Origin of the sequence: Marinomonas balearica (assembly GCF_004362145.1) — a bacterium.
Taxonomy (GTDB): Bacteria; Pseudomonadota; Gammaproteobacteria; order Pseudomonadales; family Marinomonadaceae; genus Marinomonas; species Marinomonas balearica.
Window position 1 is genome coordinate 180434 of the sequence record NZ_SNXC01000010.1, and the last position, 14022, is coordinate 194455.

At 43.8% G+C, this 14022-nt stretch carries 11 protein-coding genes; 5 read left to right on the top strand and 6 right to left on the bottom strand.

From position 1 onward, the window contains the following. Positions 1 to 22: 22 nt before the first annotated feature. From rsxG to metG, 6 genes are all read right to left on the bottom strand, one after another. Positions 23 to 640, bottom strand: a complete 618-nt coding sequence (gene rsxG / locus DFP79_RS06010) for an electron transport complex subunit RsxG (RefSeq protein ID WP_133503032.1) — start codon at positions 638 to 640, stop codon at positions 23 to 25. Beyond that, positions 640 to 1698, bottom strand: a complete 1059-nt coding sequence (gene rsxD / locus DFP79_RS06015) for an electron transport complex subunit RsxD (RefSeq protein WP_133503033.1) — start codon at positions 1696 to 1698, stop codon at positions 640 to 642. Before rsxD ends, rsxG begins: the two co-directional genes overlap by 1 nt. After that, entirely contained in the window at positions 1699 to 4539 is a 2841-nt protein-coding gene (gene rsxC, locus DFP79_RS06020; RefSeq protein ID WP_133503034.1) for an electron transport complex subunit RsxC, read from the bottom strand. After that, on the bottom strand, positions 4539 to 5135 hold the full coding sequence (rsxB, locus tag DFP79_RS06025) for an electron transport complex subunit RsxB (RefSeq protein WP_133503035.1): 597 nt from the start codon (positions 5133 to 5135) through the stop codon (positions 4539 to 4541). The genes rsxC and rsxB overlap by 1 nt, the downstream gene beginning before the upstream one ends. 9 nt (positions 5136 to 5144) lie before the next feature. Continuing rightward, a complete protein-coding gene (gene rsxA / locus DFP79_RS06030; protein ID WP_133503036.1) occupies positions 5145 to 5726 on the bottom strand; it encodes an electron transport complex subunit RsxA in 582 nt (193 codons plus the stop codon). Between the two features lie 403 nt (positions 5727 to 6129). Beyond that, positions 6130 to 8181: a methionine--tRNA ligase gene (gene metG / locus DFP79_RS06035; RefSeq protein ID WP_133503037.1), complete on the bottom strand. Its 2052-nt coding sequence runs from the start codon at positions 8179 to 8181 to the stop codon at positions 6130 to 6132. Between the two features lie 322 nt (positions 8182 to 8503). Here metG and apbC point away from each other — a divergent pair, with 322 nt between their 5' ends. The 5 genes from apbC (at position 8504) to DFP79_RS06060 (ending at position 14002) form a co-directional block, all read left to right on the top strand. Beyond that, positions 8504 to 9571: an iron-sulfur cluster carrier protein ApbC gene (gene apbC / locus DFP79_RS06040; RefSeq protein ID WP_133503038.1), complete on the top strand. Its 1068-nt coding sequence runs from the start codon at positions 8504 to 8506 to the stop codon at positions 9569 to 9571. Between the two features lie 183 nt (positions 9572 to 9754). Next, positions 9755 to 10345, top strand: a complete 591-nt coding sequence (gene dcd / locus DFP79_RS06045) for a dCTP deaminase (protein WP_133503039.1) — start codon at positions 9755 to 9757, stop codon at positions 10343 to 10345. Continuing rightward, the gene (locus tag DFP79_RS06050) at positions 10342 to 11355 is read left to right on the top strand and encodes a CobW family GTP-binding protein (RefSeq protein ID WP_166637656.1); all 1014 of its coding nucleotides are present in this window, start codon (positions 10342 to 10344) and stop codon (positions 11353 to 11355) included. Before dcd ends, DFP79_RS06050 begins: the two co-directional genes overlap by 4 nt. 288 nt (positions 11356 to 11643) lie before the next feature. Then, complete coding sequence (locus tag DFP79_RS06055; protein WP_133503041.1) at positions 11644 to 13446, top strand: acyl-CoA dehydrogenase C-terminal domain-containing protein; 1803 nt, start codon at positions 11644 to 11646, stop codon at positions 13444 to 13446. A 238-nt stretch (positions 13447 to 13684) separates the two neighbouring features. Next, positions 13685 to 14002 (top strand): SCP2 sterol-binding domain-containing protein, encoded by a 318-nt coding sequence (locus DFP79_RS06060; RefSeq protein WP_133503042.1) that lies wholly within the window; start codon positions 13685 to 13687, stop codon positions 14000 to 14002. Positions 14003 to 14022: the final 20 nt, after the last annotated feature.

Below are 14022 nucleotides of genomic sequence, written 5' to 3' on the forward strand. Positions count from 1 at the left end.
GACAATCAATGCAAACTAATGGTCAGTGCGACAGTAGCTCAGCTTGGTTTTTATCAAAGTACATAAGTGTATTTTTTACTGCTCTGACAATCGCTCTGGGTGTAATAGTGGCGCCTGTAAATTGGTCAAAATCGCCGCCGTCTTTTTTAACATGCCATTTATCTTGCTCAGGGCTACGTAATGACGTGTTGGCAAATGATAAAATCCAATTGGATTTTTTAAGGTCTACTTTATCACCTAACCCCGGTGTTTCTTTGTGGCTAATAACTCTTGTTCCTGTAACGACACCATTGCGATCAATTGATACCAATAGATTTAAATTGCCGTTGTAGCCTTGCGGCGCGACTGTTTCAAAAATAATAGCCGAAACTTGGCTATCTTTTTTGGCAATAAAGGCGGTAATGGGGTCTGGACTGCCTAGCAGTGGGTCTGGCGCAAGTTCGATCATGCTATTGGGAAGGTCATTATCGTAACGATTTTTTGGCAATATTTCGTTAAAAGCGTCGATTTGCGCTTGAATAATATTTTCTTTAATTGTCGATTCGGTAACTTGATGAGTAATTGCGATTAATCCAGCGGTCAGTACTGCGAAAATACCAAGACCAATTGCGTTACGTCTAATTGAAGCGATCAGTTCCATTAGTTATCACCTCCAAACTTTAAGCCCTTTTTGGCTTTTTTATGACCGTAGGCTCTTGGTTGTGTGTAATGATCGATGAGAGGGGCTGCAAAATTCATTAAAAGTACGGCAAATGCTACTCCGTCAGGGTAACCGCCCCATGTACGGATAATGTAGATAAGAATACCGATTCCAGCGCCGTAGACGAGTTTACCACGGTTACTGGTGCAAGAGCTTACTGGATCCGTAGCGATAAAGAAGGCACCGAACATCGCTGCGCCGGATGTTATATGGAACCAAGGTGTCGCAGCATGGCTTAAATCCGTTAGGAAAAAAACTGAAGAAATTGCGGCAAGTCCAGCTAACACAGCCACTGGCGTGTGCCATGTGATAATGCGTAATTTAAGTAAGAATAGGCCACCTACCAAATAGGCAAGGTTAACACTGATCCAATTTGTTAGATTCGCCTCATTGAGCCCTAGAATGGTGTCGAATGCACTTGATCGATCTAGCCCTTCTGCATGCTTAAATGCATCAAGCGGTGTTGCCATAGTGTAGCTATCAATCGTTGGTAGCGTGCCGAATATTGCTTGTAAGCTCTGAGAAAAACTTGGTGTTGCTCCTGCATCAATTAGAGATTGCGCACCTACCCATTGTGTCATTGGAACCGGGAACGAAACCAGCAAGATCGCATAACCCACCATAGCAGGGTTGAATGGATTATTGCCTAACCCACCATACACTTGTTTTGCGAATACGATAGCGACTCCCACGCCTGTCGCTGTTAGCCACCAAGGAACGGACGGAGGTAATGCGAGGGCGAGCAGTACAGCTGTGAGTAGGGCGCTGTAATCTTTCAAGAAAAAGGCAACTGAACGCTGTCGAGCTTTTAGTAATACGGCTTCAAAAACGACGGCAGTAATGCAGGCGATGATTAAATTAATAAGCGTTCCATAGCCAAACAGCCAAGTCTGAACGGCAAGACCCGGAATGGTTGCTAGAATAACCATCTGCATAATCCAGGCGGTTCTGTGTCCTGGGCGTTGTGTGTGGGGAGAGCTAATCCTCAATAGTGCCATTTATCGATTCTCTTGCGTATTGGTCAGCGCTTCTAATTTTGAATCCGCTTCTTGTTGTTTTTGCTTAGCTTGCTCAAGCTCTTGTTTTATTTGCTCGGCATTATCGGGTTCGAGTTCTAAGCGTCTTGTCAGTTTGTTTACTTGTGCTTTGGCAAGCGCCGCAGCGACTTTATGCTGTTTTAGTGTTTCTTTATCTGGTTCGCTTGAGACCTTTTTAGGGGGCGTCTCAAGGTGTTCGTTAGACGGAGTTTTTTGAGAGTCACCGGATTCTAAATCAGCAAGCTTTTGCTCTGCTGCGTTTAGTTTTTCAGGTAACCCTAAGGCGGCAATCTCTTCTTCAGATTTGCCTTGTTCTTTCAATGCTACAATGCCTTTTTTAGCTTTATTTACGGCTGCCTTGGCAATGGCTAGGTCAATTTTTCGTTTCTTTTCTTCGTCCGTTACAACCTTTTGTGTTGGTTTGATTTCGGATGAGTCAGTGGATTCTTTGTCCGTTGAGCTCGATGTTTGACCTTTTCCTACCGCCGCTTCTAGCTCTTTTACTCTAGCGTTAGCATCGGCAACTTGTTTGGTTAAGTTCTCAATATTATCCGCATTAATATCAATCGCTTTCTTTAGTGCCTTGTCTGCTTTTTTTGCAGCCGCTTTAGCAATTGCAGTGTCGATTTTTAATTTTTTCTGTGCCTCTTGATCTGCTGCACTTACTGGTTTTTCTACTTTTTCCTGAGACGTAGAAGGTTCAGGTGGTGACAGTTGGCTTAATCGCTCTTTTGCTGCGTTTAGATCATTCTTAAAAGTGTCGATCTTGCCTTTCAATTCCGTATTGTTAGGGTCGTCAGCGAGCTGTTTTTCCACTTTTTTTAGTTTTGTACTAATCAGTGCAACATCTACTTTTGCTTTTTTAGCCTCATCACTTAGGGCTTTTTTCTCAACAGGAGGGCTAACCTTATCTTGTACTAACGACTCTAACTTAGATTGAGCGGCTTTGAGTTCTTGTTCAAAGTTCGAGACTTTGTCTTTAAGTTCGCTATTGTCCGGGTCTTCCTGAAGTTGCTTTTGTGCTTTTTTCAGTTTGGTGCCAATAAGAGCCACATCAATTTTGGCTTTTTTGGCATCATCGCTCATGACGGTTTTAGTTGTTTCTTTTGGCGTCGGTGCGCTTACTACTTTAGCTTCAAGGTCCGTGATATCTTTTTTAACGGCATTAACTTGCAACTGAATCGTATTGATGTCTTCAGTGTGTTCTTTTTCTTGTGCTTCAAGCAGCGTTTTTTCAAGCTTTTTGAGTTTGCTTTTCGCGATGGCTAAATCCACTTTGGCCTTTTTCGAATCGTTACTGTCTGATACAGCAGGAGCAGGCTTTTTCGGTGCTGTTTTAGCTTCATTTGATTTTGCTGGAGTGGCTTTTTGGCGTGCCAAGCGTTTCGCTTCTTTTTCAGCTGCTTCGGCTTCTTGGCGTGCTTTACGCGCTTCAAAACGCTGTTTTGCAATATCCGATTTAACAGCGGCTTCTTTTGACTCTCTAATTTCCGCTTTTGTGTGACGATAATATTGTACTAATGGAATGCTACTTGGGCAGACATAAGAACAAGCGCCACATTCAATGCAATCGAAAAGATTGTAGTGCTCTGCTTTTTCGTGTTCCTGACTTTTTGAAAACCATAATAGTTGTTGTGGTAGTAGGCTTGCAGGGCAAGCTTGTTCGCACATGCCACAACGTATGCAAGATTGCTCCGGCGCAGGCTGGGGCAGCTCGCTGTTTGAAGCGGCTAGGATACAGTTGGTTGTTTTTACAACTGGAACCAAGTGAGAATCAAGCGTAAAGCCCATCATGGGGCCGCCCATAACGAGACGTGCAAGCTTGTTGTTGATCTTGCCCGCGTATTCAAGCAAATGAGAGACAGGCGTACCTAACAGCACTTCTACATTTTGTGGAGCTTCAAGTGCATCCCCTGTAAGGGTTGTGTAGCGACTAATTAAGGGCTTGCCGTGGTAGATCGCATCGTAAACAGCGGTACAAGTACCCACATTTTGACAAAGTACACCGATATCAGCAGGGTGTCGTCCACTTGGAACTTCTTTATTTGTCAGTAGTTTTATAAGTTGCTTTTCACCGCCGGAAGGGTATTTCGTCGGTACGACCGCGACCTGAATGGTGCTGTTTCGCTCACCTATGACTTTTTTAAGCTCAGCAATAGCGGTGGGTTTGTTGTCTTCAATGCCGATAATGACATGTTCAGCATCAACAAGGTGTTGAAGTATTTCAATGCCCAATATTAATTCGAGAGAGCGTTCACGGATTAGCATGTCGTCTGCCGTGATGTACGGTTCACATTCTGCCGCGTTGATTATGAAATGAGACAATGGGTGCTTATGTGCACCTTGTAGCTTAACTTGTGTAGGGAAGCCAGCACCGCCCATACCTACAATGCCCATTTCAGACAGGTAAGCTAAAACATCTGTTTTGCTGATGGACTGCCATTCTTTTAAACCAGAGTGTTCTATCCAAGTATCATGTCCGTCAGGCTCAATAATAAGACAGAGATCATCCAAACCAGAAGGATGAGCAATAGGGCGAAGCTCTATACCAGTAACGGTTCCTGATGTTGGGGCATGAAGGAAACTGCTTAAAAAACCGTTATTGATCGCAACAGGCTGACCTTTCAATACCTTTGAACCGATTTCAACTAATGGTCTTGATGGTTGACCAATGTGTTGACCCAAAGGCAGTACGAGTTCGCTTGGGAGAGTTGGACGTCCCAATGGCAATTGTAAGGATTGAGTCTTATTTTCAGGGGGATGAATTCCGCCATGAAAAGAATATACAACGGGCGCTTGCATTAAGCTTGAGCCTCCAAAGAACGATCAGTAGCTATGATGTTTGCAGAGTGGGTTGCAACACCGTTTGGTTTTTCCCATGACCAGGTTTTTGTGTTTATGCCGACGTCAACCAGATCAATACAGTCAACAGGGCAAGGTTCTATACACAAATCACATCCAGTGCATTCGTCTGCTATCACGGTGTGCATTTGTTTTGCCGCACCAAGAATCGCATCGACTGGGCAGGCTTGGATGCATTTCGTACAACCAATACATTCATCTTCGCGAATGACGGCAACACGCTTTACTGGAGACTCCTCGGCGTCACCATCTAACGGCAGAGCCTCTACATCCAATAAATCTGCAAGCGCTTGTACCGTAGCTTGTCCGCCCGGAGGACATTTATTGATGGCCTCTCCGTTTGAGATTGCGTCCGCATAAGGACGGCAGCCAGGGTGACCACATTGGCCGCATTGTGTTTGTGGCAGAATGGCATCGATTTGATCAACAATGGGGTCTCCGTCCACTTTAAAGCGAACGTTCGCATAACCAAGTACAGCACCAAATACAAGAGACAGTGCGACCAAAATGCCAACGGCAAGTAGAATGGTAAGCATACTTATCTCCTATATCTGCACTAAGCCAGTAAAGCCCATGAAGGCGAGAGCCATAAGGCCTGCTGTGATCATGCCGATTGCAGATCCTTTAAAGGCAACAGGCACATCGGCAACGTTAATGCGTTCACGCATTGCTGAGAATAAAATTAAAACAAATGAAAAACCGACGGCAGCGCCAAAACCATATAAGAGCGATTCTACGAACCCATTTTGCTTGCTTGTATTTTGTAGGGCGACACCCAACACCGCGCAGTTTGTGGTAATGAGGGGAAGAAAAATACCCAAAACACGATAAAGAAGTGGGCTGGTTTTTCTCACTACCATCTCGGTAAACTGCACGACAACGGCAATCACTAGAATAAATGAAATGGTTTTCAGGTATTCAAGACCAAAGGGTTGTAAAATGAACTCAAATGTTAGGTAGCTACATAAGCTAGACAGCGTTAGGACAAACGTAGTTGCCATCGCCATCCCGATAGAGGTTTCCAGTTTTCCAGAAACTCCCATAAAGGGGCATAAACCTAAAAATTGTACCAGTACAAAGTTGTTTACCAGAATTGTACTGACCAATATTAAGAGATAATCGGTCATCTCACTTCCAAAATTGATGTTAAATACGTAAAGAGCGAAGTCTAACTTGAAAGCAAATTGGCGTGTTCTAACGGTTTTTTGCTTTCACTAACACAGATATAAAATGTGTCTTATCATTGTTTATGGAGCGTGTATTTTAGTGTTTTATTTTCATCGTATAACGGCATATTTGAATGCTCTTTAGTTTATACGTGAGTAACACGAACCATAGAATTGTTTGAGCGTAACTATACCAAGCTGCTTATAACTAACAAGTCTATTAACCTATAAGTTCTAGTTTAATTTTGAATAAAACATATCGGCTTCTGTTATATAAGCTTAACCAATACAAAACCGCCTGCTTAGAAGCAGGCGATATTTAAGAGAGAATGGTTCTCATTTGTCCGATTGGTTTATATCGGAGTTACATTACTCGTTGGCCTGGTTTGGCGCCGTCATGTGGCTCAAGAAGGTAAATGTCTTCACCACCAGGCCCTGCCGCCAATACCATCCCTTCAGATAAACCAAATTTCATCTTACGAGGCGCTAAGTTTGCAACCATAATCGTAAGCTTGCCCTCTAGATCTTCTGGCTTGTAAGCAGACTTAATGCCAGAGAAAACGGTACGTGTTTCTCCGCCAAGATCTAAGGTGAGCTTTAGAAGCTTATTGGCTTTTTCAACGTGTTCAGCTTTTGCAATAAGTGCCACGCGCAAATCTACTTTTGCAAAATCATCAAAGCTGATTTCTTCAGCAATAGGTTCTTTGCTTAGCTCTGTTTCTTCTTGCTTTGGTTGATTGGCTTCTTTTAATGCGGCTTCTACAGCGGCAGCTTCTTTACCTTCTTCAATCATGGCATCGATCTGTTTGCTTTCGATACGTTCCATCAAAGGCTTAAATTTATTTACTGAGCCGCCGAACAGCAATTCGGTTCGGTTATCCCATGTAAGCTCTTTGCCCAAAAAGGCTTCTGCATCTGCAATGAGAGCGGGCAATACGGGTTTGAGATAGGTCGCTAGAATAGAGAATAGGTTTAGCGAAACAGTACAGACTTCTTGTACTTTAGGCAGCGTCTCTTCGCTCTTCGCGAGTACCCAAGGCGCTTGATCGGCAATATAGGTATTGGCGATGTCAGCCAATCGCATAATTTCGCGAATCGCTTTTCCGTATTCACGAGTTTCGTAGAACTCTGCAATCTGATCGCCAGCCGAGATGAAATCTTGGATCATTTCGTTTTCAGCGACCGTAGCAGACAATTTGCTATCAAATTTTTTGTTGATAAAGCTTGCTGTACGGCTTGCGATATTAACCACTTTTCCGACGACGTCAGAGTTGACTCGCTGTACGAAATCTTCAAGGTTTAGATCGATATCATCCACGCTTGAGTTTAACTTTGCCGCGTAATAATAGCGCAGATACTGAGGGTCTAAGTGGTTTAGGTAGGTGCGAGCCATGATAAAGGTGCCGCGAGATTTCGACATCTTTGTTCCATTTACGGTAACGTATCCATGTACGTTTACACCGGTTGGAGTGCGATATCCTGCACAATCAAGCATCGCTGGCCAGAACAGTGCGTGGAAATTAACGATGTCTTTACCTATGAAATGATACAGCTCAGAGTCGGCATCTTTTGCCCAATAGTCATCGAAGTTTAGTCCATCAGTGCGGTCACAAAGATGTTTAAAGCTTGCCATGTAACCAATTGGAGCGTCTAGCCAAACGTAAAAGTACTTACCTGGGGCGTCGGGGATTTCAAAACCGAAGTAAGGAGCGTCACGGCTAATGTCCCATTCCTGTAAGCCAGAATCTAGCCACTCAGACAGTTTGTTCGCTACCTGAGTTTGTAGCGTTCCGCTGCGAGTCCACTTTTGTAGAAACTCTTGGAAGTCAGGCAGTTTGAAGAAGTAATGGTCAGACGTTTTTTCGATCGGAGTCGCACCTGAATACACAGAGCGAGGGTTGATCATTTCCATTGGCGTGTAGGTCGCTGAACACACTTCGCAGTTGTCACCGTATTGATCTTCCGCTTTACACTTAGGGCAGGTTCCCTTCACAAAGCGATCGGCCAGAAACATGCCTTTTTCAGGATCGTAAGCCTGAGTTATTGAACGTACTGAAATTTTGCCGTTATCACGTAGCGCATTATAGATGCTGCTGGATAATTCTTTGTTCTCACTGGAGTGAGTGGAATGATAGTTGTCGTAACCGATAAGGAAGTCGTTAAAATCCATCATGTGTTCCGCTCGAACACCATCGATTAGTTCTTCTGGGGTAATGCCGTTTTGTTCAGCTCGAATCATGATGGCTGTACCGTGCGCATCATCCGCGCAAACAGCATTACATATATGACCACGCAGCTTCTGGAAACGAACCCAAATGTCAGTTTGAATGTGTTCCAGCATATGGCCCAGATGAATTGGACCGTTGGCGTAAGGTAGGGCGCTGGTAACTAGGATTTTTCTTTGCGTTTGTGCCATTTTTTATAAAGCCTGCTGGAGTGTATTTTTAACTCGGAAAATATCGAGATATTCTATATTACAATTGTTTTCGATGACGCGCGTCGTCATGCCATTTTGGTCAATTGCAATGGACATACTTTGGAAAGCGTCGGTTCCGAGTTTTGTATATTTAAGTCTAATTGGCGGACATTATAAGAACCTGCTTACTGGGTGCAAGGCTTGACCTTGCTTTTCATAAAATCGTCCCCATTTCGAACGGTAATTACCCGTCTTTTTTAAGGTCGCCATTTGAGCCTACATAAGGTACTCAGTGGGACTGTTCTTATTTCAGGAGAAGTTAATGTTAACTGACCAAGATATTCTGTCGGCTCTTGCGCTGCTTTTGGACGAAAATACGAATGCTTCGTATGGTCATGTTTGGGAGGTTGATTCAGATAAAAGTACTGTCAATGTACGCCTGGCACTTCCTTATTACGCCAATCAGAATAGAAATGTAATCGAGCGGCAAGTCGCTGAGGTTATCAACGATGGACGCACTGTTAATATTCATTTCCAAAACCAAGTTGTTTCTGCTTCCGTTCAGAATAACTTGCCAGGTTTAAAAGGTGTGAAAAACGTTATTGCCGTCGCCTCAGGTAAAGGGGGAGTCGGAAAATCGACCACCTCAGCTAATCTTGCACTTGCGATGGCAAGAGAAGGGGCAAAAGTAGGTATCTTAGATGCGGATATATACGGCCCTAGTCAAGGTATGATGATGGGATTCTCGGCGGACACGCGTCCGGGAGTTCGAGAAGACAAGTTCTTTGTTCCACCTGTTGCCCATGGTATTCAGGTCATGTCAATGGCATTTCTAACCACCAAAGAAACACCTGTCGCATGGCGTGGGCCGATGGTTACGGGCGCACTAATGCAGATATTGACCCAAACCGATTGGGAAGATTTAGATTATCTCTTCATTGATATGCCGCCTGGAACGGGCGATATTCAATTGACTTTATCGCAAAAAGTACCCGTTGCGGGTTCTGTTATCGTCACAACACCGCAAGACATTGCTTTGCTCGACGCGCGACGCGGTATTGAAATGTTCCGCAAAGTGAATATTCCTGTTTTAGGGGTTGTTGAAAATATGTCGACGCATATCTGCTCTAATTGCGGGCATCAAGAGTCGATCTTCGGAGAAGAAGGTGGGCAAACGCTTGCAGAAGAATACGGTGTCGATGTTTTAGGTAAATTGCCACTAAGCTTATCTATTCGTAAACAAGCTGATACTGGATCTCCGACTGTTGCAAGCGCCCCTGAATCTGACATTGCAAACATATATCAGTCGATTGCTCGTAAGCTTGGTGCTACTCTTGCGTCCAAAACAGAAACCTTCGCAATGCCTACGATAGGTATGAGTGACGACTAAGCAGATCTTTCGAGACCTTTACACGACGACTACGCTCTCCAATACAGTGTTAAAAAGAGACTCAAAATGCTCATTTATAACGCATAAATTCCGCTTTTTCGTCTATTTTTTCCTCGTCTTGGCTTTGCTCGTGACTTCGTGTAAAGGTCTTCTCACGTAAGAAAACTGCTAAAAGGTAATAAAATGCGACTTTCAGACATAGATATTATTAAGGCGTTAGACAGCGGTGACATTGTGGTGGATCCGCGTCCAGATAACTCAGCAATAAGCGGTGTTTCTTGCGATTTACGCCTTGGAAATTCATTTCGAACGTTTCAGGGGCATCCGGCACCTTATTTAGATTTGAGTGGCCCTAAAGAAGATTTGAATGAGACGATTGAGTCGGTAATGAGTGACGAAATTGTTATCGAAGATGGCAAACCATTCTTTATCCATCCGGGAGAGCTGGTATTAGGCGTTACAAAAGAAAGCGTGACGATTCCTGAGTATTTAGTGGGTTGGCTAGATGGCCGTTCTTCATTGGCTCGCTTAGGGTTAATGGTGCATGTTACGGCTCACCGAATTGACCCAGGTTGGAGTGGTGGAATCGTTTTGGAGTTCCTAAATGGCGGAAAACTGCCATTGGCATTGCGCCCGGGAATGACAATAGGAGCTATTAATTTTGAGACGATGACGACCCCAGCAGAAAGGCCGTACAATAAAAGATTGAATGCAAAATACCGCGACCAAAACTCTGCCGTTGCCAGTCGTATTAGCGGTGACAAATCACTGTGATATATAAGAATATCCCAGTCAATGTAATCACAGGGTTCTTAGGCTCGGGAAAAACCACGTTGATCAAAAACATGTTAACCAAAGTGCCTGAGGGGGAATCTTGGGCTGTTTTGGTTAATGAATTTGGCGAAGTGGGAATGGACGGAGCTTTGCTTAGAGATTCCGGTGCTGCGATTAAAGAGGTGCCGGGAGGTTGCTTGTGCTGTGTAACATCGGCTGCATTCAGCGCAGGCTTAAATGCTTTGATAAGGCAGGTCAACCCAGACCGAATTTTAATTGAGCCTACAGGTATTGGGCATCCGGCCCAAATTATGGCGCAATTGAAATCGAACCTCTATGAAGACGTGCTCGATGTTAAAGCGTCAATTTGCATGCTTGATGTGCGTAATCTACAAGATCCTAGGTATATCGGACATCCAGCGTTTTTTGATCAGGTTGATCAGGCAGATGTATTGATCGCATCTAAAGCGGATCAATATTCTGAAAGTGAGAACGAGCAATTTATTCGTTTTGTAGAGCAATTAAAAGATCCTAAAAAATTCGCTTACTCCCTGAATGGAGAAGCCTCTATTTCATGGCTTAACTACTTACGTTCATCTAACGACAATAGCCATATACATTTACACAGTTCTCACGACCACGACCACGACCACGACCACGACCACGACCACGAATCAAAAATTAAGGTTGTCGAAGGTGTGTCAGCGATTACCTATGAAAAATGCGACAAGCACCTATGCAGTATCGGTTGGATAATCAAAGACAATTACGTATTTGATCAATTTAAAGCTCAATCGCTCGCACGTCTGATGCGAGAAGAGCCCGACTTTTGGCGTTTAAAGGGTCAATTACGGTTGAATGCGAGCACTGTTATTGATTGCAATATCACTCAATCTGAAGAGTTCTTTAATGTTAAAAATGAGGTCTCTGAATCTCGTTTAGAAATTCTTACTAGTACGCAAGAAAGTCTTGCTCGCCTAAAAACTGCGATAGAGAAAATAATTTTTTAATTTTCGTTCTGCTTTGTTCTGCGTTGTTTGCTTAAATCCTATCTTTAGCGTCGTCTCTCGTTTCGAGGGCTAACGTCATTATCAATAAATCTACTAACAAAAATCTTCACGAGCTGGTGAATTTTGTTACCAATCTTGGTTCGTTTTGTCATTGAGAGATTCTCGGTTATGAACCACTCTTTGTAATATGCAAAAAAAATATATCACGTCTTTATCTATACTGCGTTGAGGCGGGGTGAAATGCACAATTACAGATAAAGATAAAAACAATAATGAGGTTTCAGCGTCATGCCAGACTACAAAGCGCCATTGCGTGATATTAAATTTGTTACCGAAGAAATACTCGATATAGAGAGTCATTACGCTAATCTGCCTGGGGCTGAAGAAGCAACGCCCGATATGGTGTCTGCCATTCTAGAGGAAGGCGCTAAGTTTGCAGAACGCGTTGTATCGCCATTGAATCGTATTGGCGATGAGCAAGGCTGTACGTTCAATAACGGTGAAGTAACGACGCCTGAAGGATTTAAAGAAGCCTATCAGCAATATGTAGAAGGTGGATGGCCGTCATTGTCGCATGAGGAATCTGTAGGTGGGCAGGGCTTGCCTGAATCCTTAGGGATGTTGGTGACCGAAATGGTCGCAACGTCGAACTGGTCTTGGAGTATGTACCCAGGGTTAAGCCATGGAGCAATGAATACGCTAGAGCAGCATGGCACAGACGAGCAAAAACAAACTTACCTCACAAAACTGGTAACGGGTGAATGGACTGGCACGATGTGTCTTACCGAACCGCACTGTGGTACAGATCTTGGCATGTTGAAAACAAAGGCTGACCCTGCTGATGACGGAAGTTATTCAATTTCCGGCACCAAAATTTTCATTTCTGCCGGTGAACATGATATGGCGGAAAATATCATTCACATCGTTTTAGCTCGATTGCCTGATGCTCCTGCGGGTACAAAAGGTATTTCTCTTTTTATCGTCCCTAAATTTAATGTTTCTGAAAGTGGCGATGTGGCGGATCGAAACGCCGTCAGTTGTGGATCGATTGAACATAAAATGGGCATTCATGGCAATGCAACATGCGTCATGAATTTCGATGGCGCGAAGGGGTATCTAATTGGACCACCTAATCGCGGCTTAAATTGTATGTTTACCTTCATGAATACTGCAAGATTAGGAACGGCGCTACAAGGATTGGCGCACGCTGAATGGGCATATCAAAACTCCGTTGCTTATGCGAAGGATCGCTTGCAAATGCGCGCATTGTCTGGCGCTAAAACACCTGAAAAAGCAGCCGATCCTATTATCGTTCATCCAGATGTACGGCGTATGCTGCTGACACAACGAGCGTTTGCAGAAGGTGGACGAGTCTTAATTCACTACAGTTCGTTGTTAGTGGATAAAACAAAAAAAGGGACTGACGACGAGAAACAGGATGCAGAAGAACAATTGTCACTTTTAACGCCCATAGCGAAGGCGTTCCTTACCGAAACGGGGTTTGAATCTGCCAATCAAGGCCTACAAGTATTTGGGGGGCATGGCTACATCTCGGAGTGGGGGATGGAGCAAAACGTCAGGGACAGCCGAATCTCGATGCTCTATGAAGGAACGACCGGAATTCAGGCGTTGGATTTATTAGGACGCAAAGTACTTATGACTCAAGGCGCGACGCTGCGTCGCTTTACTAAAATCATCCATAAATTTTGTAAAGAGCATAAAGGCGATAAACGTTTTAAAAAATACATCAGTGTGTTGAGTGAGCTGAACAGTGAATGGGGAGATGTGACTCTTAAAATTGGCATGAAGGCCATGAAAAACAAAGAAGAAGTTGGCGCTGCATCATTTGATTACTGCATGTATTCGGGCTATGTCGTATTGGCTTATTTTTGGGCTCGAATGGCGGTTGCGGCACAGATAAAATTGGACGAAGGCACTACGGAGCAAGGTTTTTATACCGCGAAGCTGCAGACCGCCACATTCTACTATGAGCGGCTCTTACCTCGAACAAAAGCGCATGCGCAGTCTATGTTGTCTGGAGCGGATAATTTACTCGCAATGGAAGAAGACAATTTTCTTTTTCTGAACTGACGTGTTTTGAGACTGATGTGTTTTGGAAGAAATGGGGTCGAAACAGTGGCGTTTACAGAGAGCTCTATTTTATGAATACAGCGATCTTCTGAACAGAGCTATTTTATAAAGAACGTATTTTATGCATTGTGAGCCAGTCAACGTTGTAAGTGTAAAATATCGCCTAAATTGGTTCATTAAAGGTTACGGCGTCACAATGTTAAAACCAGACTAAAATAAAAACATTGATGGAGAACTTATGAGTGATGTGAAAGCTGTATTTGATTCAATGGTAGATAGGTTTGACGCGGACGAAGCAGATGATATGGAAGCAATCTTTCAGTTTGATGTCGACGAGAGTGAGCAGTACTACGTAACGGTTGATGATAGCGGTTGTACGCTCGAAAAAGGGGAAAGTGATGACGCTACAGTAACGCTCGAAATGGATGCTGATACGTTGAAAGCAGTTATGAGTGGCGAATTAGATGGCATGGCAGCCTTTATGCAAGGTAAAATTCGCGCAGATGGAGACATTATGCTGGCGACTAAACTGACGCAGATTTTCCCAAATGGCTAAAACGGACTAATCTGATAACA

What these genes read in the sequence shown, in the direction of transcription:
- rsxG (WP_133503032.1), bottom strand. Translation starts at nt 640, where the DNA reads ATGGAACTGATCGCTTCAATTAGACGTAACGCAATTGGTCTTGGTATT.
- rsxD (WP_133503033.1), bottom strand. Translation starts at nt 1,698, where the DNA reads ATGGCACTATTGAGGATTAGCTCTCCCCACACACAACGCCCAGGACAC.
- rsxC (WP_133503034.1), bottom strand. Translation starts at nt 4,539, where the DNA reads ATGCAAGCGCCCGTTGTATATTCTTTTCATGGCGGAATTCATCCCCCT.
- rsxB (WP_133503035.1), bottom strand. Translation starts at nt 5,135, where the DNA reads ATGCTTACCATTCTACTTGCCGTTGGCATTTTGGTCGCACTGTCTCTT.
- rsxA (WP_133503036.1), bottom strand. Translation starts at nt 5,726, where the DNA reads ATGACCGATTATCTCTTAATATTGGTCAGTACAATTCTGGTAAACAAC.
- metG (WP_133503037.1), bottom strand. Translation starts at nt 8,181, where the DNA reads ATGGCACAAACGCAAAGAAAAATCCTAGTTACCAGCGCCCTACCTTAC.
- apbC (WP_133503038.1), top strand. Translation starts at nt 8,504, where the DNA reads ATGTTAACTGACCAAGATATTCTGTCGGCTCTTGCGCTGCTTTTGGAC.
- dcd (WP_133503039.1), top strand. Translation starts at nt 9,755, where the DNA reads ATGCGACTTTCAGACATAGATATTATTAAGGCGTTAGACAGCGGTGAC.
- DFP79_RS06055 (WP_133503041.1), top strand. Translation starts at nt 11,644, where the DNA reads ATGCCAGACTACAAAGCGCCATTGCGTGATATTAAATTTGTTACCGAA.
- DFP79_RS06060 (WP_133503042.1), top strand. Translation starts at nt 13,685, where the DNA reads ATGAGTGATGTGAAAGCTGTATTTGATTCAATGGTAGATAGGTTTGAC.